Genomic DNA, 24,427 nt, shown 5'->3' with positions numbered 1-24,427 from the left:
GTCTTTTCTATTCCACAAACGTTAGAGCGCGCGAACCGCTTCTTCCAACAAAGTCACCGCACGATCAATATCAGACTTGGAGGTAAATCGTCCAACGGATAGACGCAAGCACCGAGATGCTTTCTCGTCAGAAAAACCCATCGCCGTCAACACATATGAAGGGGTTACATCCGCAGCCGTACAAGCAGATCCTGTTGATACGGCGAGTTCAGGAGCTTTAGCCATTACTTCCAAAGCCCTTATCCCTTCTGGCAAACACACATTCAACGCTCCGGGCAAACGTTCAGCTTCTGCGCCATTTAATTCTATTCCTGGGAATAGAACTTTAAGCTTTCCCCAAAGATCATCTCTTAACCCAGAAATATATTCTATATCCGTATGTAACCGCTTGGCAGCTTGCTCCGCAGCTTCTCCAAAACCAACAACGAGTGGCGTAGGCAGCGTTCCAGAACGCAGGCCCCGTTCCTGTCCGCCCCCTGAAAACAACGGAAGCAACCTTACTCGTGGGCGCCGCCGAACATATAAAGCGCCGATTCCTTTAGGCCCATACATCTTATGAGACGATAACGAAGCTAAATCCACACGCTCTAATGTTACAGGTAATTTCCCCGCAAGCTGCGCCATATCCACATGCAATAACGCGCCAGCTTCTTTCACAATTTTTGATAATACAGGGAGATTTTGCAAAACACCCGTCTCATTATTGGCTCCCATAATGCTCACCAGCAATGTCGGCGCTTGGAGGGCTTCTTTTAATGTCTCTGGATCAAGCCGTCCGAACTGATCCACTCCCAAAATAACAGGCTCAAACCCCTCTTCTTCTAATGAGCGTACCGATTCAAGAACGCATTTGTGCTCGGTGGCAACCGTTACAATACGCCTGCGCTCATCGCCTATTTTCTTAAAATAACGCGCAGCCCCTTTTATCGCGAGGTTATTGGCCTCCGTTGCCCCGGACGTAAAAATCACTTCTCGTGATTCTGCACCAATCAGTGTCGCAATTTGCTGACGAGCATGTTCCACCGCGTCTGATGCTTTTTGCCCAAAGGCATGCACACTATGTGGGTTTCCATAATCTTCCGAAAACCACGGGATCATCTTTTCCAGAACAACCTTATCGCACGGAGTTGTGGAAAAATAATCCAGATAAATCATACCGTCTTCTTTCTCAGCCGAGATGCCATCCGAACGTAAGCATCTCCAAACGCGTCTACATGTTCTTTCTTAACATTCCACGGCAATGAAACACGAATAGCTTGTGTAGCGCTTGCTTGTTTCCCCATTGCCGTCAGGACATGCGAGGCTGCGACCTTTCCAGAAGAACAAGCCGAACCCGCCGAAACACTAAATCCTTCCAAATCCAAGGTCATAAGTTGCACTTGAGAAGACACTCCTTCCAAGATCAAACAACTCGTGTTTGGAAGCCGCGGCACACTCTTCCCAACGACATCAGCTCCAGCTTCACTCACTTTTTCTTCGAGTCTGTTTCTTAACGCTCGAATATCATCCCACTTCTGCTGTTGTGCCTCCTGAAAAGCAGCCGTCATTCCTAAAATAGCTGGCAAGGGCTGCGTTCCACCCCGCCTTCCACGTTCCTGACCACCGCCCAGCACCAAGGCATCCATCGGTTCATCATTAGGCAACAACAAAGCCCCTGCTCCTTTGGGCCCACCCATTTTATGCCCTGATAAGGCGACACTACAATTTGATATTTTAAATGGAAGACGGCCTGCACTTTGCACGGCATCAACATGTAAGTGCGAACCTGTTTCATGACATAAAGAAGCAACATCTTCTAACGGAGACAAAACACCTGTTTCATTATTAGCTGACATCACACAAACAAGTGCTGGGCCACTTTCAAGCAAACGCTTTCGCACATACTCAATATCTAAAATACCGTGTTCATTAACGGGGATATATTCAGCATCTAATGCGGCCTTACGAATAGCATCATGCTCCGTCGCCCCAATCAAAACAGGCCTATTTTTACGAAATGCATGAACAGCCATTGCATCGGCCTCTGTGCCACCTGCGGTAAAGACGCACGTCCCTGCATCACGTTCAAAACCATCCGACAGCACCTTACGAGCATCTTCCAGAAAACGCCGTGCTTCACGGCCTTGCGCATGAACAGATGAAGGATTGCCAAGAAGCATCATCCCATCAACCGCCGCATCACGGGCCGATGGCCGCAAAGGTTCTGTTGCATTCGCATCTAAATAGATTGGGGAAGAAGCTGCTATCATTCTTTATAATTCATATAAATTAACACGAATCGCAATCCTAAGTCGATTTTGGTGGAAATTAGGACTGTCAACCCTATATACAAGGCCACACCGGACGGTAGGTCCATTAATTCTACCCGACACAGAGTGAGAGTATTCATGCCTGAAGTGATGTTCGCCGGCCCAGACGGTCGGCTTGAAGGTCGTTACCACCATTCCAGCGAGCCTAACGCTCCACTCGCCCTTGTCTTGCACCCTCATCCGCTTCATGGCGGAACAATGAATAACCGCATTACTTATACAATGTATCGTAGTTTTGAGAAGATGGGCTTCTCCGTTATGCGATATAATTCACGGGGCGTAGGCCGATCTCAAGGGCGATATGACGGCGGTATTGGCGAAATTTCTGACGCTGCTGCCGCATTAGATTGGATGCAAATGGTCAATCCAAACTCAACCGAGCTTTGGATTTCTGGCTATTCATTTGGTGCTTTTGTGGGCATGCAGTTGCTCATGCGCCGCCCAGAAATTAGCGGTTGGATTAGCGTTGCTCCACCCGCTAATGATTATGACTTTGGCTTCTTGGCGCCATGCCCTTGTGGTGGCCTCATGATTGCCGGCAGTAAAGATGAAATGGCGCCTGAACCAGGAATTAATAAGCTGGTCGAAAAACTAAATACCCAAAAGAATGTCACTGTCGACTATCGTATCTTCGAAGGTGCCGACCATATTTTTGCAAAACATGCTGATCAAGTTGCAGAGGCACTTGAGGATCATGTTATGACAAAACGTGGGTTAAAAGCACTTGCTATGGTTGCAGACTAACCGTTGCATTCAATCCAGATTTTAAAAAACCTGCCTTTCTCTCAAGGCGGGTTTTTTTATTGCCGTTTTCCTATCTCTGTAAAAGCTGTTATAATTTCTGCCCTTCATTCTTTACCACTAACCAAGCAAGATTTATCAATGCCCAAAAGCCCGTTTCTGATCGAAGCTCAAGCACGCGGCCTGATCTTCCAATGTACTGACCTTGATGCACTTGATGAGGTTATGTCCGCTGGGCCAATCACAGCTTATGTTGGCTTCGACCCGACTGCAGATTCATTGCATGTCGGAAACGCGCTCTCAATTATGGCGCTTCGTCTGCTTCAAAAACATGGCCATCGTCCTATTGCTCTTATGGGAGGCGGTACAGCCAAAATCGGAGACCCATCCTTTCGTGATGAAGCTCGTAAGCTGATGACCAATGAGACGATTGCTCATAATATTGCAGGCATTGAAAAGTCTCTTCGTCAATTTATCCATTTTTCTGACGAGCAAACTCCCGATGGAGCGATCCTCGTCAATAATGCAGACTGGCTCGATAAATTATCCTACATCAACCTTCTGCAAGATGCGGGTATCCATTTTTCTGTTAATCGTATGCTTTCATTTGAAAGCGTTAAACAACGCCTTGACCGTGAACAAGGTCTGACCTTTTTGGAATTCAATTATTCCATCTTGCAATCTTACGATTTCCGAGAACTTCATCGCCAACATGGTGCCGTCCTCCAAATGGGAGGGTCAGATCAATGGGGAAATATCGTTTCCGGGATCGATTTAACGCGCCGTACTGATGGAAAGCAGGTTTTTGGCCTTACTACACCACTGGTCACAACATCATCTGGTGCGAAAATGGGCAAATCAGCCAATGGTGCAACTTGGGTTAGAGCCGAAAAACTTCCCGTCTTTGAATATTGGCAATTCTGGCGCAATACAGAAGACGCAGATGTTGGGCGCTTCTTAAAACTCTTCACAGACCTTCCTGTTGAAGAATGTGAACGCTTGGGCGCCTTGCAAGGAGCAGAGATTAACGACGCCAAAAAGATCCTTGCCACCGAAGCGACCGCAATCTGTCATGGCCGTAGCGCAGCAGAAGAAGCAGCGGAAACAGCACGTCGCGTTTTTGAGCAAGGTTCTTCTCAGGCCGCTCTTCCAACAATCGACATTCCGTCTGCTCTCTTAACTGAAGGCATCCCCGCATTTAGAATTTTTCAAGAAGCAAAATTAGCCGCAAGCGGCGGAGAAGCGCGCCGCCTCATCCGTGGTGGAGGCGGACGCATCAATGATATTGTCATATCAGACGAAAATCAGGTTTTTTCTTCTAAGGATATCAAGGATGGGTCTTTAAAAGTCTCTTCTGGTAAGAAAAAGCATGTGCTTTTAGTTCCAGTATAACGTCTAGCAACTCTAGAGGAGAGGCCTTCCTAAATGGCCTCTCCGCTTTTTCTTCATAAGCGTAAAACGTACAAAGCATGCAGCTATTGGAAACATGCCTTTTGCGTCGGCCAATCAAATGAATAACTTCCATACCGCAATGCAGCCGTTGATAGCATAGCAGGAAGGTCACTTGGCTCTTCTCGATATTTTAAGTAGTCCTCAATCGAGACATCCCCAAGCTTTATATTCATTCTTTTAGACGCAACACTTTCTGTATAAAATCCGTCATTATTATAACCATATTCTTCTACTGACCGCGCATGAATAGATGAAGGCAACTCCCCTACCTTTTTGATCACAACCTCAGGACTATCATCCCCTGTATTCACAATAGCCATGACAGAATCTCTATTCAGCTCAACAGGTAAAAGCCATTTAGCCGAATAGCCTCCCCTGAACGAACTCATGACCAATTCATTTTTACATGAAAAAGGAGCATTAATCCCAAAAGTTGCCCCTTTACGCCCGATCGTAACATGACGTAACTGACTGAGCTGCTGTAACCCGATCATGATCTCCTCATCTTTCGAAATAGAAAACATCTGATTGTGAAATGTCGTTCCGCCCAGCTTCAGAGTATCAATAAGGACATAATACTCTGTATGACGCCTTCTGTTGCCAGAAGATATATCGTGGGAGACACCAACTACTTTTAACGACGGATGTTTCTCAACATACGATCGAGGGAGGGAACTTGCAAAAGTTCCTGTGTCCAGAACAGCAGAAACGACTTCTCCATTAATCGTAATAGGACCCTTTGCTTCAATCAGACCATGATCATCCAACGCAGCTGTATATCCATTAAACGGAATTCTATTCTCAGAAGCTTCTATCACTTCATCTTGTGGAATTTGGCTCGCAGGTACTGTCAAAGTAATAACATCATCATTCCGAAACTCTAAATTCGAAATATGATAATGTTGACGTAACGGAACATAATACTCTTGCGCTAACCATTCTTGCATATTCGCCCAATCTTTTATTTTTCCTTGCAAGAAAAGGTTGCCACTCCGCATTTGATCTATGATGTAAATAAATGGATTAATTGTATTCTTTAACGGCCCCAAATCCTGACGTGCTTGCATTAAAATTTGATTACTCCGGGCATAGTTCCCATGCAAACGAGCCAAAGATGCATCACACAAACTCAACATAAACTGGGACGCATAATCTGCATCTTTTCTATAATCTTGAGCCAGCCTATCACGCAAAATCAAGAGTGCCGTATCATCTCCGCGTTCCATGGCTTCGAGAATACCCTTACTATCCCTCACAGCAATATATGGTGGACCCGATCGATCTTGGTTAACCAACTCAGGATCAAACACTAAAATACGTTTTTCTTCTGCGTACCCTTCTTTTGGAAGCGACCCCATTATTACGCTTGCACATAAAGGAATTAGTAGGAAAAAATTTCTTTTTTTAAAAACGTTGAGCAGCATCACTGACCCTCATATTAAAGATAGGTCTTCCATAGAGGGAAATATATTTATTGCCTATACAATTTAGAGCACATTATAAAAATTACAAAAAACTACTTTCTTTACCTATCTAATTTCCTGTTCAATCAACTTAACCGTCGTCTCAACTATTCGTTTCTCGTTATATTTAGAAACGGCATGTTGACGACCTCGCTCCCCCATCTGACGGGCAAGCTCTCTATTATTCGTCAGTGCATTCAACGCACAGCTTAAGGGGGTTGATACTCCCGCTGGCACTAAAAACCCTGTTTCTCCATGAATGACCTGCTCTCGTGAGCCACGAATATCGGTAGCAACAACAGGAAGTTCTGTCAGCATCGCCTCAATAATCGACATTGGCAGCCCTTCAAAATGACTAGGCAAAACAAAAATATCTGCCGCAGACAAAAGATCAGGAATATCGTCACGATATCCCAACATACGTAAACGAGTGCCTAGCTTACTTTTCGCCTCATCAAAAATAATATCAAGATGATCTCCATGATCTGAAGGTAAACGCTCTCCTACAACCCATAACTCCGCGTGAGGAACATGCTCCATAGCATGTAAAAGCTCTGGATACCCCTTATGCCTCACCAAACGGGAAATAATAATAATAACAACTTGATCTTCAGACACACCTAACGCTTGCCTTATTTCATGTCGTTTTTGAGGGTTCGCTTTATATTTTTGCGGATCACGCCCATTACCAATCGCTATTGGATGAGCATTCAAATGAAGCCGCCGAGCATCACGTGCTTCTTCTACAGAAACTGTCATATAGAGGTTTGTTATCCGCCCCGCCATCCACTCCAATATCAAAGATAAAGCACGTCGAAAGAAGGAACTCGGCTGGTTAAACAAAAAACCATGGCACGTATATGCGACAACAGGAACACCACAAATACGCGCTGCAAAACGAGCCAAAATACCACTGATAGGCATATGGCCGTGCACGATATCTGGTTTCTCCTGACGGATCAGTTTGACTAAAGAATAAAAAGCCCGTAGCTGGGCTATAGGTGATAATGTTCGGGCCATAGGAACGGCATGAACAACAAACCCAGCCTCGCGCACAGCAGCTAAATGAGGGCCTTCCGCACAAACGCCTTGCACCTCATGACCAGCATCACGCAATGCTTTCATCAGCGGAAACAGGAACTGTTTTAACGCAAAATCCACATTTGTAATTTCGAGAATTTTCATCTGAATTCCCTATTCTGGGATACGCTCAAGCAGCCAGGTCACCGTTTGAGAAAACTTTTTCTTTTCTTTGTTCTCACTCAAAGAATCTTTTGAAGAGGCCTCGTCAGATTCTTGCAGCTTATTATCTTCGCTGGATATTTTATATTGTATCGATTCAACAACTATTTGCTGTGTTTTTTCAACACGACCACGCGCAACATAAATATCATTTTCTAAATTAATTTGACCTCCTTTTTGACGGAAGCGCCAAACCATTCCACCAACCTTTAAAATAATATCTTCATCATCCCGAATAACTGTAACATCTGGGTGAATATGAAATCTCAAAGCAAACGGAGTTGCACGTTCCCCTTCAACAATTTCCTGTCCACGTAAATCTTCCCCCTCTCCTCCAAGATAAAGATTCCGCGTCCATTTCAACCCAAGAGGAGGATAATACCCATCATGGGATGTCTCTAACCAATGCGCAGTCCCATCCGTCTGGTGTTCACACATTACATGGGCAGGACGACGTACCACTCGCCCTTCTGCATTAAAATCTGACGATGAAAGACCATCAGCAACCAAAACCGTATGAGCTGGACTAGCTCTCAACGCTTTATTCCAAGCTCCAACTTCAGCACTTCCACAATTTACAAAAAGACGATGCCGCTGATAAGAAAACTCAAAAGAAAGCGTCCCTGCATGCGCCCTTTTATCAAACCCTTCTGCGGCTGGAGGCCCATTGTCCATAATCAACAAGGCTTTTCCCAAGGCCAAGCGTGTAAACAAACCTTGCGACATAGACGGTGCCAGTAATTTTTGACGCGCCCCTTGTGCCAAAACCTCATCAATCACAGAACTATATAATTCACGGGACCCGTTAAATACGGCTAACGCTCCATCTCCATGACGCATAGCACGCAGAACTGGACAGACTTTATCTAACGATGTTTCCAAAATGGGAGGCACACTTGAATGAGCCGTCCGAAACATAATGGACATTTCAGTTAGTTCACGCGCGGCTTGGAACTGAGCTTCTGGGGAGCGTTCAGCTACCATACCATCAGCAAGAATAAGCCGTTCAATTTCTGCGGGAAGATACCTCAAAAAACGGCTCATAAACCCTGTTTGTTCGGGAATGGCCAATGCCACCGCCAGCAAGCCCTTTAAAGCCTTTAACCCTTTCCACCCCTGAGCCGGCAAAGGAAGAAACGCAGCAATTGTTCTTCCTTCCTGTAGCAGACGCTCCATAAATTTCTGCTGAATCCGACGATCAGCCGACGCAAGTGCAAACTCGTGATTGGCAATCCAAGCAGCAAGCCTTGCCCCAGTTACACTTGCGTTTTTCACCAAAAGATCAGTCGGAGGATAAGAAAGCCAATGGCTGACTAACGCACGCGCCGTTAAACGTGCTTCATCACTCCCAAGGGCACGCAAATCACGCAGCCAGCAAAAACTGTGTAGCCACTCTTGGGCCGGCTCAGGCCACGTCCCTTGGTCCCACCGCCCCGATGGAAAGGAATATTCCTGCCGTTCAAACAAGAAACGGCCAGAAACTATTCTAGCCCCTTGCTCAGCGTCTCCCTTCCACGGATCACGATATATATACGCCGGTTCAGATGGCGCTCCTCCTCTTATAGGAAGGCGCGCAAAAGATAATTTAGCTCCTCTGATCCAGCGTGTTATCGGCATTCGGCTCTAATTTCCTCAGTCTGCCCCTTGAAGGGCTCGAATAGCAGCATCTCGATCTGATTGCCCATAAATAGCAGAACCGGCAACCAACATACGTGCACCAGCCTCTACCGTTAACGGAGCTGTCTTGGGGTCTATACCACCATCAACAGCCAGAACAATATCTCGACCACTTTCTTTTATCATCTGCGATATTTTCTTAATTTTTGGTAACTGGCTTGCAAGAAAACTTTGTCCTCCAAAGCCCGGGTTTACCGTCATCACCAAAATAATATCCACCAGATCCATAACTTCTGAAATCGCCTCAGGTGGAGTTGCAGGACATAACGCTATGCCTGCTTTGCATCCAAGCGACCGAATAGTTTGCAATGTTCTATGAACATGGGGAGCATTTTCGACATGAACTGTTATATGATCTGCACCCGCTTTTGCTGTTGCCTCCAGATAAGGGTCAACCGGAGCAATCATAAGGTGCACATCAAACTTGGCTTTTGTGTGCTTGCGTAACGCGGCAATAACAGACGGGCCAAATGAGATATTGGGCACAAAATGGCCATCCATTACATCCAGATGCAGCCACGGGGCCCGTGAAACAGATTCAACCTCGTCTTTCAAACGAGCAAAGTCAGCAGCTAATAAGCTAGGGGCTACAATGATGGATGGTTTTTCTGTCATAAATTGAAGTATCCGCAAACTCTGAACATTACGCAAGACGTTACTCTCACTTTACGCGGCTTCTTGAGAAAACAACTCTTAGTGATGTGAAAAACTTCTCTGGCTATAACGACTTCTTTTTATAATTATTTCCATAATTTTTATTTTTCTCCCGAGGGAAAATGTCCGATCGTCTTTCGCCTACCCTTTTAAGCCATGAAGCTTATATTCGCCATGCCTCTCATCGCTTATGGCTTTCCAATATGGGCCGTAAGCTCCTAAATTTTGATAAAAAAGCCAAAGTAAACGACGGGTTTTCTGGATTAAGCCTGAAAGGTGAACTTCCCAGCAAAGCAAGAGGTGAAGCGACCCTCACTGCACGTGCCATACATATTTATTCTGTAGCTGCTTTACAGGGTATTCCGGGAAGTCATTCGCTTGCATCTCATGGCGTTGAGGCTCTCCGGACAAGTCTGAAAGATACAAAAAATGGCGGGTGGAAACATTTTGCCAATAAACCCAAAGATCGAAAACAAGCCTATTTGCATGCGTTCGTGGCTCTTGGGGCTTCATCTGCTACTCTTATTGACATTGATGGAGCAGACGAGCTTCTCCGTGATGCCATTGATCAAATTGAAACACACTTCTGGTCAGATGAAGAAGGTGTGATGCGTGAAAGCTTTGCCGCTGATTGGTCGGATGAAGAAAATTATAGAGGCGCAAATAGTAACATGCATTCCACAGAAGCGTTCATGGCGCTGGCGGATGTAACAGGTGATGTCAAATGGCTACACCGCGCTCTCAGAATTGTCACTCGTTTTGTTCATGAATTAGCCTCTCAGCAAGGCTTTGCCATGCCTGAACACTTCGATCGCCAATGGAAACTGTTAAAAGATTATAATAAAGACGAACCTTATGACAGTTTGCGCCCATATGGCATGACGCCTGGGCACTTTTTTGAATGGGCTCATCTTACCCTTAAACTGGAAGCTGCTTTATTAAGACGCGGTGAAAAAGCTCCTGAATGGATGCTCCATGATGCGCAATCCTTATTTGAAACGGGTATTAACGCTGGCTGGTCCGCAGATGGAAAACCCGGGATTGTTTACACGGTTGATTGGAAACATAAACCCCATGTCACAGAGCGCGCCCATTGGGTTGAGGCCGAGGCATTAACTGCTGCTATCAACCTGTTCAAACGCACCGGAAATATCAAATATGAATACTGGTACCGTACATTCTGGGATTATATTGATACAACTTTAGTCGACCGAGAATATGGGAGCTGGTTTAACGAAGTTTCTCCTAGTGGGAAACCGTCTGAAAAAATCTATAAAGGCAAAGCGGATCTCTATCACGCATATCAAGCAACCATAGCTCCTTTAATGCCTTTAGCGCCTTCTCTTGCAACTGCTATAAAACAAATTGGCGTTCAGTTTTAAAACCAAATACACTGCCCTATTCCCACTAGGGTAGTGCCCCTTTTATTTCAAAAGCATGTAGGCAGGCCAAGCAATTGCCTCACGAAATAAATACCATATTTCAATTATCTTAAAATGTCGCGGATAAGCTGCTGAGATATGCTGAAAGTCAAACTGTGACAAAGCCCATCGTGCTCGAGCAACATGAAACCATTGTGTTACAACAATGAGACGCCTGTGAGGAAAAAACCGAGCTGTGTTTTGTGCTGTACACCATGTGTTATTGCCGTGTGAGTCGATCATAATAGCTTGTGCTGGAACGCCTTCTTTTTCAAGCCAATGCGCCATAATCTGCGCTTCGTCTTGGTTATGATTCTTTTTTTCAATCGCCCCACTCACCATGAGCACCGTAGCTTTTTTATTCTTCCATAAAGAAAGCCCGGTCTTTAAACGTTCACGCAACGCCCAGCGTGGCTCCCCTTCTGCGGTTACGGCTGTGCCAAAAATTACAGCCACATCAGAAAGCTCAGGAGTTGTTCTTATATCTTTAACAGCAATAACAGCCATCCACGTCGCAAGTATAGAAAAACTCAATAAACAAATATATAGGCCGTAACGCACGCTGCTTCCCAACAATGATATGATCAACGTTCTTATACAAATAAATCAAACGCATTTCAGAGACATAATATTGACAATACAACCTTTCTTATGAAAAGGACACAACAACCTTGGGGCGTCTCGACAAGAGACTGAGAGCTTGCTGAAGTATACTCATCGATACTTAGCGCAGCGACCCATAGAACCTGATCCAGATCATACTGGCGGAGGGATGGGAAAAGAATGTCAGATCATCGTTATTATCACTTTTTTATACGCTCACTTCATGTCCATAAAAGCCATATAACGCTTTTAACTATTCTGCTCGGTGGCACCTCTTCTTTTGCCAATACCGTGCCCACACACAACACATCTTCTGCTCCTCCCAAAGAAGAGCATATTTCCGTTCATGGCACATCAGATCGAGCACCCGGCCATCAGCCAGGGGGAGGTCTCATTAAAATTGAGAATGGCGTACGCTCTGTCAGTACTGTCAGCCGTGATTATATGGATAAACAACCTCCTATGGCGACAGCTTACCAACTTGCTGCGATGCTGCCGGGTGCGAATGTCGCAACATCAGATCCTTTTGGGTTTTCTCCCAACACAAACCTAACCGTCCGTGGCCTCAATAATGATTCTATTGGGTATGTCTTGGAAGGCATGCCTTTAAATGATGTTGCTTATTATTCTGGCTACCCTAACCAGTTTGCCGACACTGAAAACTATAGCCAAGTCGCTCTCGCACAAGGATCTGCCGACCTTGATAGTCCAGTTCTAAACGCCGCAGGCGGCCTTATGAGCTTAACCTTCCTCAATCCAAGTAAACATGCAGGCGGATATGCCAGTGCCTCTTATGGCTCCTATAATACCAACCGAGAATTTATACGCCTTAATACCGGTAATATCGGGCAGAGCGGAGTAAGAGGGTTCATATCCTACTCTCAAGCAGCAAGTGACAACTGGCGAGGGCCTGGGCGTGACCACCGACAACATGTTGACTTCAAATTTCTAAAAGAATGGGGAAACGGAAATCACGCCAGTCTTTTAGGCTCCTTTAATACGGCCATTACCAGCTATTACAGCCTTGTCTCCATGCAAAGCTGGAAAGCGAATTCCATCCATGGAAGCAATAATCTTTCTGCAACCTTTGATCCTTCCAACCCGAGCCAAGCCACAAACTATTGGCGCTTATATCGCGCCCCTGAGCGGACACTCTATGTTGGAGCTCCCGTTCATTTCACCTTAACAAACCACCTTAGTTTAAATGCAACGCCTTACAGCCAGATGGCTTATGGGAACGTTCCTGCTGGCTCAACCTTATCGGAATCCGGGCTTTATTACGGGACACAACCCATTTCCGACAATCTTGATCTACCGAATGCGCAAGATGGCACGGCACTTGTTCGCGCTAATTATACACAACGCAGCTATCGTTCCGGCTTCAACACATCCCTTCATTATAAAACCAAATGGAACGAAGCTATTTTAGGTTACTGGTATGATTATGGAGATGATAATGAGCAGCAGTCCTTTTCTCCAATTTCCACAACAGGATATTCGCCTGACATATGGGCTGAAAACCACCACGATATTATTCATTTATCAAACGGCATGAGACTACTGGGAGGCAATTTCCACACGATCTCTCAGACCAACGCAATCTACATTGCTGATCGGGCCTCTTTATTACACAACCGTCTCGTCATCGAAGCAGGATTTAAAGCTGTTATGATGAGCCGATACGGCACCAACAAGCTGCCCGGCCCTCAATATAATGTTGGTTCAAACAGCATGGAACCTCTTCCAAGGCTGGGCATGCGTTGGCGGATTGATTCTCATAATCAGATTTTCTTGAATGCAACCACCAACTTTCGGGCACCAGACCAAAACGCCCTCTATAATACCTATGACCCGAGTTCGGGGAGTACACAAACAACAGGATCATCACGCATAAAGAACGAATATTCTATTTCTGAAGAACTAGGATACCGCCGCACAGGAAATTTGATTATTGGCAGCCTAACACTCTTCAATTACAATTTCACCAACCGTCAAATCTCCACCACAATTTACCAAAACGGCTCCCCCATTCAATCCACAATCAATGCTGGGGGGCAAACATCCCGTGGTGTCGACATCGAGATTGGCTTGCGTCCATGGCATCACTTCAGCCCTTATATTTCAGGGGAGTACCTACATGCCACCATTGATAATAACCTTGCCAGCAACGGAGATCTACTTCCTACAAAAGGAAAAACAGCCGTTCGGAGCCCTCCGCTTCAAGCCGCAGTAGGGCTTAGCTATGATGACGGTCATCTCTTTGGTATGGCAACGCTCCATTATACCGCTCATCAATTCTCATCCTTCATGAATGATGAGCGTATGCCTGACCGAACAACAGGAGACCTTTCGATTGGATACCGTTTAGGGGATATGTATCATCTACAAAAACCAACCTTCCGCTTGAATTTTGTAAATATTACCAATCAACACTCCCTGTCAGGCGTTGCCAGCACAACACTCAACGCACGTACGACCACGGGCATTTATGGCTCAACCCTTAGTGGCAATGCCCCGACTTATTATATCGGAGGTGGATTTGCGACACTCTTTACAGCCTCAACCGGCTTTTAAATATGTCGTCGCATTTAGGGCAGTTTGGCGTCAAAGGCATTCAATCAGAACGACACTGGCCTGCAATCACCCTTCAGGAGGCCCAAACGGTTCTTTCTCATTTTGCTTCCGTTACAACCTCACCTGATCACATTCTGTGGCATGGTCAAAGGCCTTTTTCGGCAACAGCGCTCCTAAAAACAACCGATCAATCCACGTTCTTTATCAAAAGACATTCAAACCATTTAAGAAATCAAAACGCACTGAGCAGTGAACACCACTTCATGCATCACCTCGCAGGCCACCATCTTCCTATAAACTTACCACTTTTAACACGTGACCACACAAGAACGGTTTCATCTGACCATTCGACATATGAAATCTTCCGCCCCATTGCTGGATTGGATCTATATCGAAACGTTCAATCGTGGGAGCCATATTTGAATGTTGAGCATGCTTTCACCGCAGGAAAAGAACTTGCAAAACTGCATTTAGCCTCTGAAACATATCACGCTCCTAAACGAACAGGTCAGCTTCTTCTCTCGTGTTTTGATGTCATTACCCAGCCAGACCTTTTGACGGGGCTTCAGCAATGGATCCCGACACAACCCGGCTTATCTGATACTCTCAAACGTTATCCTTGGCGTAAAGATATCGCTCTTTTCTTTCCTTTCCACCATCAGCTCAAACCGTATCTCTCATCGATACAATCATGCTGGGGGCATGGAGACTGGCATCCCTCCAACCTATTTTGGCAAAATAATCAACCGTCATCCTCTATCTCGGGGATTTTTGACTTTGGAATGTCCAATCAAACATGTACTGTTTATGATCTTGCCGTCGCACTTGAGCGTACAATGATTTCGTGGCTCAGTTCTACTTACACTATCACTTGGGATCGCCTCCAGTCTTTCTTAAAAGGCTATCAGTCTAAACGCTCTCTCTCTCCGGCAGAGTGTCACCTTCTTATTCATTTCCTGCCTCTCGTACATCTCGAATTTGCCTTGTCCGAAGTCAGCTATTACGACCAGCTCGTGTTAGACTCCCTCTCCGCAGATAGTGCTTATTATGATTATCTTTTAGGGCATGGTGAGTGGTTTTCTTCCTCAACGGGACAAGCTTTTCTAGAAGAATTAAAAAACATCCTTATCACAGGATCTCAACATGTCTTGGACTGAAATTTGTGCTGCTTTTCTCAGTGCTTTAGGCGTATGGCTCACCTCAAAACGCTCAATCTTGTGTTGGCCCGTCTCATTTTGTGCTGCCGTGCTCTATGGGGGGATATTTTTTAATATTCATCTCTACGCAGACACCCTTTTACAAATTATATTCTGTATCCTGATTATGTATGGGTGGTACAACTGGAAGGAAGAGAAAAATACTCACCTTCTTATCCACGTGAAATCAATTTCTTTATCGAGTTTTATTTATGGAAATATTACAACTCTTATAATAGGGGCTTTCTGGAGTGCCTACCTCGCATCTTATACAGACGATCCCACCCCTGTTACAGACGCTCTCCTAAGCAGCTACAGCATTACAGCCCAACTCTGGGCTGCCAAACGGTATACCATCAACTGGCTTGCTTGGATCTTAATTGACACAGCATACAGCATACTTTTCTTTAGTCGTAACCTCTATATCACCAGTTTGCTGTATGCGTGTTTCGTACTACTGGCTTGTGTCGGCTACAAAAAATGGCAGCGAGCCAAGGCCTCTTCTCTTTATTGAGGAGAGGAAAAAGCATCTTCTGGCAATGGCTGTATATGTGTCATATTCCCATGACGGTCATAATAAAACACCGACATGCCACGACGTTCCGCATAGCCATCTGGCTGCCCATCAGGAGTACGGAAGAGCAAACGAAAAGCATCAGGCTGCTCAATCACCGTGTCCCCAATGGGGCGATATTTAAACCGACTAAAATCAGCATGGCTTTTTGGCACTGCAGAGTTTCTAAACAGTTCATGCATGTTGGGTTTCTTGGCGTCGTCACCATCACCTCCACCCGCATCCTGCGCAAAGGCTCTTCCAGCAATAACCAGCATACCTATCGCAAAGATTAGACCTTTACGCATAACATACTCTCCTTACGGCATATTCTTGCCAGTTTTAGGCACAACTGTTTTCTGGCTCCACCCACCACCTAAAGCACGATATAATGTGACTAAGTTTTGGAACCCGGCCGCTTGTATCATAATGGCACTCTGTTGAGATTGATACAACGAGCGTTGTTGCTCCAACGTTGTCAAATAACTGTCAATCCCCGCATTATAACGCATCTTCGCTAAGTCATATGCTTTTTGAGACTGCGTAACGAGCTCTCCCATGTGCTGCTCTTGAACTTTATAGGTCTCACGAGCAGTGAGCGCGTCGGACACCTCCTTAAAGGCCGTCTGCATTGTCTTTTCATAAAGAGCAATGTCTTGCAGTCTCTTAGCTTTTGAAATGTGCAAGTTCCCTTCATTTTGGCCCCACGTAAAAATAGGGAGGCTAATCGAAGGTGATACAGACCACGTTTCAGCACCTGGCGTAAACAAATGCCTAAACTGTAGAGAGCTTGTCCCCTCAGATGCCGTCAAGGTTACGCGCGGAAAGAATGCTGCCCGTGCAGCCCCTACATTTGCATTCGCCCCTTCAAGAGTATGTTCAGCCGCCAACACATCAGGCCGTTGCTCCAACAAGTCAGACGGCAGACCTGCTGGTAAATCAGCAATCATCGTTTGTCGTCCAAACGGTGCAGCAGGTGGAAGATCAGCCGGTAATGGCGTACCCACAAGAAGTTGCAAAGCATGTTCATCTTCTGCAACAGCCCGTGTATATTGAGCCGCATTGGCTGAGGCCTGCTCAACCTGTGTTTTTACCTGCGCCAAGGTAAGCGCATCTGTCTCGCCATTATCATAAGAAAGCTGAACAAGGCGTAATGTATCACTCTGGGACTTCAATGTTGCGTTCGTAACACGCAACTCCTCACGGTCAGCGAGCCATTGAATATAGGTACTCGCAATTTGAGACACCGTCGTAATCAAAACATTTCGAGCATTCTCCAAGCTACTCAAAATATTTTCTGATTGCTCACGAGAGAGGTTACGAATGCGTCCCCATAAATCAATCTCGTAAGAAGAAAAGCCAATAGACGTTTGATAAAAACGCAGCGTCGAAACACTGCTTCCCATCCCTGGAGCAAATGAAAATCCGCCCGTATCAGACGGAGACAAGAACATTCCTGCTCCCCCCGCAGAGATTGTCGGGAACAAAGACGCATGCTGAACTTCATACTGCCCCCTTGCTTGCATAATGGCGGCAGCCTGTGCGGCAATATCCCGATTATTTTTCAATGCCAACTCAATCAGGGCTTTTAACCGAGGATCTGTAAAGAAATCCTCCCACCCCAAATTGCCTGCCTTTTGTGCAGCAGGAACATTTTTGGCTCCCGTATTATCTGGGTAACTATTCTGCACGGGCTGTGTCGGGCGCTGATACTTTGGTGCAAGATTACAACCAGAAAGCATCAGAAAAGCCGCAAGACTTAAACGGAACTTCATACGCCTTGTTCTCCCTGCTTATCGGATGTCTGATTTTTTTCATCCAAATAAGCATATGGATCTTTACGATCACGAATACGCTGCACACGAAACAAGCGCAGAGTCATGACGAAAAAAACCGGTACGAAATAAACAGCGAGCAATGTTGCTGTAAACATACCACCGACGACACATGTCCCAATGGCAACACGAGCAGCAGACCCTGCCCCAGTTGCAATCGCCAAAGGAAACACACCACATACAAATGCAATCGATGTCATTAAAATAGGACGCAAACGTTCGCGTGCCGCCTCAAGTACGGACTCTTCTAATGATTTTCCTGCTTCAAAGAAGGCTTTGGCAAACTCAACAATCAAGATCGCATTTTTAACAGACAAACCTATTGTCGTAAGCAGCCCCACTTGGAAGTAAACGTCATTATCAAGCCCTCGGGTCAGCGTCGCAATCACAGCCCCCAAAACACCAAGTGGGAGCACAAGCATAACGGCAAGCGGGATTGCCCAGCTTTCGTATAAAGCGGCCAAGCAAAACAGAATGATAATCCCGGCTAGCGCATAAAGAGGACCTGTAGAACCACTCGATGCAATCTGCTCATAAGACAAGCCAGTCCACTCATATCCTACGCCTTGCGGCAATTTACTGAGAATTTTACGCATCTCATCCATTGCTTCACCGGAGCTAGACCCTGTTACAGGTTGGCCCTGTATTTCATAGGAGTTTGAACCGTTATAGTTTTCAACCTTCTGTGCCCCACTGCTCCAATGCCCTGAAGCAAAGGCATTAAATGGCACCAAAGAACCCAAGCTATTACGAATATACCATAAGTTCAGATTCTCTGGGGTCATACGCGCCCAAGCATCACCTTGGATATATACCTGTTTTACACGGTCATTCCGCATAAACTGGTTAACGTAAATAGACCCCAGTACGCCTTGAATAGTGGTATTAATATCAGCATTATTAATACTGAGCGCATTTGCTCTTTCACGGTTGATATCCAGAACAAACTGAGGAGCATCTTCCATTCCAAGAGGCCGAACAGCTTGCAGGAGAGGATCCTTTGCTGCATCTGCCAGAACCTGATTACGTGCAGCCAAAAGAGCAGCATGCCCTAAGTGCCCGACATCTTCCAACTCCAAATCGAACCCTGTTGCATTCCCGAGCTCCAGAACAGCAGGAGGGTTCACAGCAAAAATCTGCGCATCTGGGTCTGTCCAGAAATGCTGCATAATCTTACGCGAAATGGCCATGGTTGTATGAGCGAACCCATGCCGTTGATCCCATGGCTTCATACGAACGAAGAACGCCGCCGTCGTTTGCCCTTGGCCCGCAAAACTAAACCCTGTCATTGTAAAAACAGAAGCAACATCCTGGCTATATGTTTTTAAAACATAATCAGTGATTTTTTTATTTACTGCGGCAGCCTGCTGTCTTGTCGCATTATTACGCATCGTGACCTGACCAAAGATCAACCCTTGGTCTTCATCAGGTAGAAACCCACCTGGAATACGTAAAAATAGCACCACAACAACAGCCGTTAACGCGATATAGATAATACCACTGACTACTCGACCATTTACCAACCACTTAACGCCACTCAAATAACCATTGGTCATCCGGTCAAAGTTACGGTTAAACCATGCAGCAGGGCCTCGCTTTTTCTCTGACGTCGGCTTTAACATAGAACCACATAAAGCTGGCGTCATAATCATAGCCACGACTACCGACAGCCACATCGCCGTAACAATCGTGATCGAAAACTGACGATAAATAACACCAGTTGAGCCATTAAATGCAGCCATTGGTAAGAACACGGCCGTCAAGACCAGAACAATACCAATCAATGCTCCAGAAATTTCATCCATTGACTGACGAGAAGCTTCTTTAGGTGAAAGCTGCTTCTCCGACATAAGCCGCTCAACGTTTTCAACAACAACGATAGCATCATCAACCAACAAGCCAACAGCCAACACCATCGCCAACATTGTCAATGTATTAATCGTGTAGCCTAGCGCATGGATAATGCCGAAAGTCCCCAAAAGAACAATGGGAACAGCAATCGTTGGGATAAGTGTTGCTCGAAAGTTTTGCAGGAAGACCAGCATTACAATGAAAACAAGAGCAATAGCTTCCAGAAGCGTTTCAACTACCTCTTGAATCGAAAGAGTAATAAAAGGCTCTGTATCCAATGGGTAAATTGTTTTCAAACCTGGAGGATAAAAATGCTCAAGCTGAGCAATCTTTGCCCGTAAAGCTGCTTCTGTTTCCAACTGATTAGCGCCAGGAGCCAGTTTAATAGCCATAGCAGCAGCCGGCTGATTATTATACATTGAAGACAAAGCATAACTTTGAGCACCAAGCTCAACACGGGCAATATCTTTCAGCCGCACCTGACTGCCGTCTTGCTGGACTTTAATCAGAATATTTTCAAACTGCTCTGGTGAGCTGAGACGCGTTGGCCCTATCACTGTTGCATCAAAACCAATTCCCTTCTTTGCGGGGAGCCCCCCAAGCTCACCAGAGGAAACCTGAATATTTTGTGTTTGAATCGCACTTTGAACGTCAGAAATGGCCAGATTATAATTATAAAGTTTGGTTGGGTCTAACCAAATACGCATCGCATATTCAGAACCAAACAAAGTATGATCACCAACACCACTGACACGGGAAAGAGGATCAGAAATATTGGAAGCCACATAATCAGCAACATCTGCACCAGACATACTCCCGTCTGTTGAGATGAAGCCTACAACCATCATAAAGTTTTTAGTCGCTTTTGTGACGCTTATCCCTTGAGCCGTTACCTCTGTGGGTAATCGAGGCTGTGCAAGTTGTAGTTTGTTTTGCACCTGCACTTGAGCAATATCTGGGTTAGTCCCCTGCGCAAATGTCAGATCAATCTCCATCTGACCGCTTGCGTAAGAAGAAGCTGATAAATACTCAAGATGGTCCAGTCCGTACATTTGCTGTAAAATCGGCCGAACAACTGTGTTATTTACCGTTTCAGCCGAAGCACCAGGATACATCACTGAAATAGCAATCTGAGGGGGAGCAATACTCGGGTATTGAGCTATTGGCATGCGGGTGATGGTTACCCCACCAATCAGCATAATCACCAAGCCAATTACCCAAGCAAAAATAGGCCTATCAATAAAAAACCGTGAAATTGACATACCGTTTACTCTGCTTTCCCAGAAGAAACTTCTCGTGGAGAGACTTCCGCACCTGGCAAGATTTTCTGTAGCCCGTTCACAACAATCTTCTCTCCAGCTTGTACGCCTTTATTAACAAGCCATGAGGAATCAATCGTCCGTACTGTTTCTATAGAACGTTGATGAACTTTATGATCGTTATCCATCACCATCACAAAGGGAGCCCCTTTGAAGTCTCTTTGAACGGCCTCTTGCGGTACTAAAATACCCTTGGGGTCAATACCCTCACGGACATAGGCATGAACAAACATACCCGGTAGCAAAATATGATCAGGGTTTTCGAAAACAGCACGAATGACCAATGTTCCTGTAGACGGATCAACAGTCACCTCAGAGAGTTCTAACTTTCCATACTGAGGGTATTCAGAGTTATCTTCCAGACGCAAACCAACTGCGGCAGCATCTGTACCCTTTCTTTCGATCTGACCGCTCGCTAATTCACGCTTTAATCTCAGCATGTCAGAAGCCGCTAAATTTACGTCTACATACACAGGGTCCAAACGCGTTACGACTGCAACAGGCTGCGTTTGATTAGCTGTTACCAATGCACCGGCCGTGTATAAAGTCCGACCAATTCGCCCCGAAATAGGAGCGCGCACATGTGTATAATTCAGATTAACCGTCGCCGCTTCAACGCTTGCTTTTGCTTGAGCAACCTGTGCATCAGCTTGTCGAGCCGCTGCTAACGTATTGTCATAGTCCTGAGAACTAACAGCATGCGCCTTAACGAGAGGACCATAGCGTCTTAATTGGGCTCTTGCGCGTACAGCAGATGCTTGGGCATTCATTAATTGTGCCTTCGCCTGATCGTAAGCTGCTTGATAAGGGGCTATATAAATCTGGTAAAGCTGCTGACCTGCTTTAACATCGGCTCCTTGTTCAAAATCACGAGAAACAATTACGCCGCTTACTTGAGGCCTAATCTGCGCTTGCTCATAGGCTTCAATTCGCCCTGGCAAGGATGTCTCTAAACCAACAGCTTGAGTATGTAATGTAATAATATCAACAGGTTGTGGCTGAGGCTTAGGGGTTTCTACTTTTTTATGGCAGCCTAATAAAACGATAGGGAGAGCCCCGAGCACAGCACTCCTTTTCATAACATCCAAAGAGCGGCTCTTTTTTGCCCCATCCTCTACAAAATCTAGTATTTTTCTTTGGAAAAAGGGCATAAACGCGCCTATCCTCGGTTGGAATTCACATTTTCTTGATCGTCGAAGTTAACCGTTTTTTACCCTCTCCGTCAATTCAAGAAATAGATTGCTCCTATGCAAACTCAACCAACAAGAAATATACTCACAATAAATATACATTTACAAATCGTTTAAATGTTATAGGATTTATTATCCTCATATGATTAAAAGCACTTTCCTATATTTTTATATGACCAATATTATACTTCCTATATTATACTTCCTATTTTTGCTTATGTGTTAAAAATACAAATAAATCTCTAGAAGAAGACGAAGAAAATCTATCACTCAGTTTACTTAATTCTGCCAATTCACTTTTATCCTCATTTTTCAGAACGGATGCTGTATATTTTAATACTAAATCCTCTTCTTCAGGAGATAATTCTTTATTGGAAGAAAGCATTATCTTATGTATTTTCTCTAATAACAGCTGCTTTTCAAAATTATAATCAATATTATTTTTATTCAATTTATTCTCTAATAATTCATTGTCTATCGGCTTTATATCATTATCCTGATGAAGCGGCTGTAGCTGTTGATTAACTTCCTCTTTCTCCTGATCCATTCCCAAAAAATCATACCTTGCCGTCAAAGCTTTCAATATATTCTCTCGCCATTCATCCGTAACCGCAGTCTGCGACAATAATTGTTTTAAATTATCGATTTCAAGTATAACCTTTTGACTGCTCTTTAATAACTCTTTTTCCATACCGTTACATACACTTAATAATCGATCCTTACTTGGAAAATACTTATCATGAAACAAACTTTGCCCTTCTAACGTATTTTGTAGTGCTCCGCTAAAATCTTTATCTTTTATTAGAGCATCGATTTTTAAAATATCAGCTCTTTCCTCTTCTCCTGCAATTCTTAGTGCTGGAGTGATTTTATTTAATTTATCAACAACTTCTTCCCCCGATATTTTTCCCTCTTTTAAATTCATCCGCAATTCTTCTTCCCGAGCAATCGGCCATATTACAGGCGAATTACTATAAGTGAGTTTATGTATATTATCTTTAATCTCTTTACGGTTATCGCCAGTCATACTCTTAAAAAGAAGGGCAGACTGATATGGCGGCAACTGAGATAAGTTTTTAACATCTTCTGCATCCCCGTACTGCGCAATCCAACGCGCTAAAAAGGGTACAATATTTCTCTTTATAGAATCTGAATAACGATTAATTTCCTGAATATTTTTAGCTAACGCATGAGCAATTTCTTTTTTTTGCCTATTATTTTCATCCCCAGCACCCTCAGCTACAATAGCTTTCTCCATATCAACCCAAAGTTGAATACTCGATGAATTAGTAAAAAAATTAGGGTCTTCTGGAAAAATTATTTTCCTACTTAAAACATTTGCTATTTTCTGTAGATATTGCACGTCTAACCGCGAAGTACTCTCTGGCTCATCATTGATTGCCGTTTTTAAAAGACTCACCAATAAAGGAGCATTCGCCATTTGCGCTACAACTTGAGCTAAATTCAATCGAGCATTTAATTTCTGCCCTAACGTCGCACCTATAACTTTAATCCAGTCTTGATAAGCTTTTGCTTTTATATTTTGACGGTCTTCTTCCCCCAAACTCTTTAAAAACGAATTAGGTGTTACATCTCCATGTTTTAAATTGTTTATTTTAAAAACAAAACTATTTTGTCCCAAACTTAAATCTGCTTTATCTGTATCGCTTGAGACAACTACTCCCCTCAAACTAGGCCATACATTAAATCCTAACAGAGGTTGATTAATGCCTCGAACAACCTTCCCTTCATAAGATAAACCTAATAAAAGACGTCTTCCTGTTATGGGATCTGGGAGCGATATAACTTTTTCACCCCCCCTCCAAATCACAGTGGAAAAACTGATTTTTTCTTTCAAAACATCAATCTTAAATTCTTTTGTATTTCCTAGATTAGGAGAAAATAATATTTCTAAACCACCTCCTATATATTCAAGACTTACTTTTTTTTGGTCTGGAATTTTCATTATAACAATTGTTGTGTTATTTACGACTTTAAATGAAAATCCATACGAAGAAATTAATTTTTTAATTTCTTTCTCATCTAAAAATATATTGCCATCTAGAAAAATAATAAGTTCTTGCCCACGCACATAAGCAGCTAATGGTGTTTCTTTTTGTAGAGGTATCAAAAATCCGGTAACCGTTGGAGTATCATGATTTACAGTTAAACCTTTTGAAAGTGTATTATCTTGGCCATTAACTGTTTGCTTTAAAGATACTTTACTCTGATTCAAAATCATCCAACCTTGGGGCAATACATTGGCCACACTCTTTATATCGCCGGCATAAGCAGGAGACATAAATAAAGATATATATATTCCAATTACTAGCCTTTTCATTACTTG

General features: G+C 44.3%; 18 protein-coding genes and 1 riboswitch. Of the genes, 6 read left to right on the top strand and 12 right to left on the bottom strand.

Annotated elements, in window-relative coordinates; translation table 11 throughout:
• Positions 1-21: 21 nt before the first annotated feature.
• Both E3D00_RS05910 and E3D00_RS05905 read right to left on the bottom strand, forming a co-directional pair.
• Positions 22-1,155 (bottom strand): cysteine desulfurase family protein, encoded by a 1,134-nt coding sequence (locus E3D00_RS05910; RefSeq protein ID WP_141460820.1) that lies wholly within the window; start codon positions 1,153-1,155, stop codon positions 22-24.
• Complete coding sequence (locus E3D00_RS05905) at positions 1,152-2,249, bottom strand: cysteine desulfurase family protein (protein WP_141460818.1); 1,098 nt, start codon at positions 2,247-2,249, stop codon at positions 1,152-1,154. The genes E3D00_RS05910 and E3D00_RS05905 overlap by 4 nt, the downstream gene beginning before the upstream one ends.
• A 138-nt stretch (positions 2,250-2,387) precedes the next feature.
• Between E3D00_RS05905 and E3D00_RS05900 the strand changes: the two genes are divergently transcribed.
• Together E3D00_RS05900 and tyrS are read left to right on the top strand one after the other, a co-directional pair.
• Positions 2,388-3,053 (top strand): alpha/beta hydrolase, encoded by a 666-nt coding sequence (locus E3D00_RS05900; RefSeq protein WP_141460816.1) that lies wholly within the window; start codon positions 2,388-2,390, stop codon positions 3,051-3,053.
• 138 nt (positions 3,054-3,191) lie between these two features.
• Positions 3,192-4,442, top strand: coding sequence for a tyrosine--tRNA ligase (gene tyrS / locus E3D00_RS05895; protein WP_141460814.1), 1,251 nt, complete (start codon positions 3,192-3,194; stop codon positions 4,440-4,442).
• Positions 4,443-4,525: 83 nt separating this feature from the next.
• Here the strand turns inward: tyrS and E3D00_RS05890 are convergent, their stop codons facing one another.
• The 4 genes from E3D00_RS05890 to rpe all read right to left on the bottom strand — a co-directional run bounded on the left by E3D00_RS05890 (position 4,526) and on the right by rpe (position 9,499).
• On the bottom strand, positions 4,526-5,860 hold the full coding sequence (locus E3D00_RS05890) for a retropepsin-like aspartic protease (RefSeq protein ID WP_181441936.1): 1,335 nt from the start codon (positions 5,858-5,860) through the stop codon (positions 4,526-4,528).
• A 171-nt stretch (positions 5,861-6,031) separates the two neighbouring features.
• Positions 6,032-7,150 (bottom strand): glycosyltransferase family 4 protein, encoded by a 1,119-nt coding sequence (locus E3D00_RS05885; RefSeq protein WP_141460803.1) that lies wholly within the window; start codon positions 7,148-7,150, stop codon positions 6,032-6,034.
• Between the two features lie 9 nt (positions 7,151-7,159).
• Positions 7,160-8,824: a heparinase II/III family protein gene (locus E3D00_RS05880; RefSeq protein WP_141460801.1), complete on the bottom strand. Its 1,665-nt coding sequence runs from the start codon at positions 8,822-8,824 to the stop codon at positions 7,160-7,162.
• Positions 8,825-8,839: 15 nt separating this feature from the next.
• Entirely contained in the window at positions 8,840-9,499 is a 660-nt protein-coding gene (gene rpe / locus E3D00_RS05875) for a ribulose-phosphate 3-epimerase (RefSeq protein WP_141460799.1), read from the bottom strand.
• 161 nt (positions 9,500-9,660) lie between these two features.
• On the opposite strand from rpe, the gene E3D00_RS05870 reads away from it, so the two are divergent.
• Positions 9,661-10,920: an AGE family epimerase/isomerase gene (locus E3D00_RS05870; protein WP_141460797.1), complete on the top strand. Its 1,260-nt coding sequence runs from the start codon at positions 9,661-9,663 to the stop codon at positions 10,918-10,920.
• Positions 10,921-10,962: 42 nt separating this feature from the next.
• Here the strand turns inward: E3D00_RS05870 and E3D00_RS05865 are convergent, their stop codons facing one another.
• Positions 10,963-11,520, bottom strand: coding sequence for a YdcF family protein (locus E3D00_RS05865; RefSeq protein ID WP_246091373.1), 558 nt, complete (start codon positions 11,518-11,520; stop codon positions 10,963-10,965).
• A gap of 101 nt (positions 11,521-11,621) precedes the next feature.
• A riboswitch (TPP riboswitch) is annotated at positions 11,622-11,749 on the top strand.
• Here E3D00_RS05865 and E3D00_RS05860 point away from each other — a divergent pair.
• The 3 genes from E3D00_RS05860 to pnuC all read left to right on the top strand — a co-directional run bounded on the left by E3D00_RS05860 (position 11,743) and on the right by pnuC (position 15,846).
• Positions 11,743-14,136, top strand: coding sequence for a TonB-dependent receptor (locus E3D00_RS05860; protein ID WP_141460795.1), 2,394 nt, complete (start codon positions 11,743-11,745; stop codon positions 14,134-14,136). Its footprint overlaps the riboswitch before it by 7 nt.
• Positions 14,137-14,138: 2 nt before the next feature.
• Complete coding sequence (locus E3D00_RS05855) at positions 14,139-15,293, top strand: phosphotransferase enzyme family protein (RefSeq protein ID WP_141460793.1); 1,155 nt, start codon at positions 14,139-14,141, stop codon at positions 15,291-15,293.
• Positions 15,280-15,846, top strand: a complete 567-nt coding sequence (gene pnuC, locus E3D00_RS05850; RefSeq protein ID WP_141460791.1) for a nicotinamide riboside transporter PnuC — start codon at positions 15,280-15,282, stop codon at positions 15,844-15,846. The genes E3D00_RS05855 and pnuC overlap by 14 nt, the downstream gene beginning before the upstream one ends.
• Here pnuC and E3D00_RS05845 read toward each other — a convergent pair.
• The 5 genes from E3D00_RS05845 to E3D00_RS05825 form a co-directional block, all read right to left on the bottom strand.
• The gene (locus E3D00_RS05845) at positions 15,840-16,193 is read right to left on the bottom strand and encodes a hypothetical protein (RefSeq protein ID WP_141460789.1); all 354 of its coding nucleotides are present in this window, start codon (positions 16,191-16,193) and stop codon (positions 15,840-15,842) included. The genes pnuC and E3D00_RS05845 overlap by 7 nt on opposite strands.
• 12 nt (positions 16,194-16,205) lie before the next feature.
• The gene (locus E3D00_RS05840) at positions 16,206-17,660 is read right to left on the bottom strand and encodes an efflux transporter outer membrane subunit (protein WP_141460787.1); all 1,455 of its coding nucleotides are present in this window, start codon (positions 17,658-17,660) and stop codon (positions 16,206-16,208) included.
• Positions 17,657-20,833 (bottom strand): efflux RND transporter permease subunit, encoded by a 3,177-nt coding sequence (locus E3D00_RS05835; protein WP_141460785.1) that lies wholly within the window; start codon positions 20,831-20,833, stop codon positions 17,657-17,659. The genes E3D00_RS05840 and E3D00_RS05835 overlap by 4 nt, the downstream gene beginning before the upstream one ends.
• A 5-nt stretch (positions 20,834-20,838) precedes the next feature.
• Positions 20,839-22,041 carry an efflux RND transporter periplasmic adaptor subunit gene (locus E3D00_RS05830; protein ID WP_141460783.1) on the bottom strand — a complete coding sequence of 401 codons (1,203 nt, stop codon included), beginning with the start codon at positions 22,039-22,041 and terminating at the stop codon, positions 20,839-20,841.
• Between the two features lie 244 nt (positions 22,042-22,285).
• Complete coding sequence (locus E3D00_RS05825) at positions 22,286-24,421, bottom strand: hypothetical protein (RefSeq protein ID WP_141460781.1); 2,136 nt, start codon at positions 24,419-24,421, stop codon at positions 22,286-22,288.
• Positions 24,422-24,427: the final 6 nt, after the last annotated feature.

Origin of the sequence: Swingsia samuiensis (assembly GCF_006542355.1) — a bacterium.
GTDB classification, from domain to species: domain Bacteria; phylum Pseudomonadota; class Alphaproteobacteria; order Acetobacterales; family Acetobacteraceae; genus Gluconobacter; species Gluconobacter samuiensis.
Note: the sequence above shows the minus strand (reverse complement) of the source record. Positions and strands in the feature narration are given on the sequence as shown.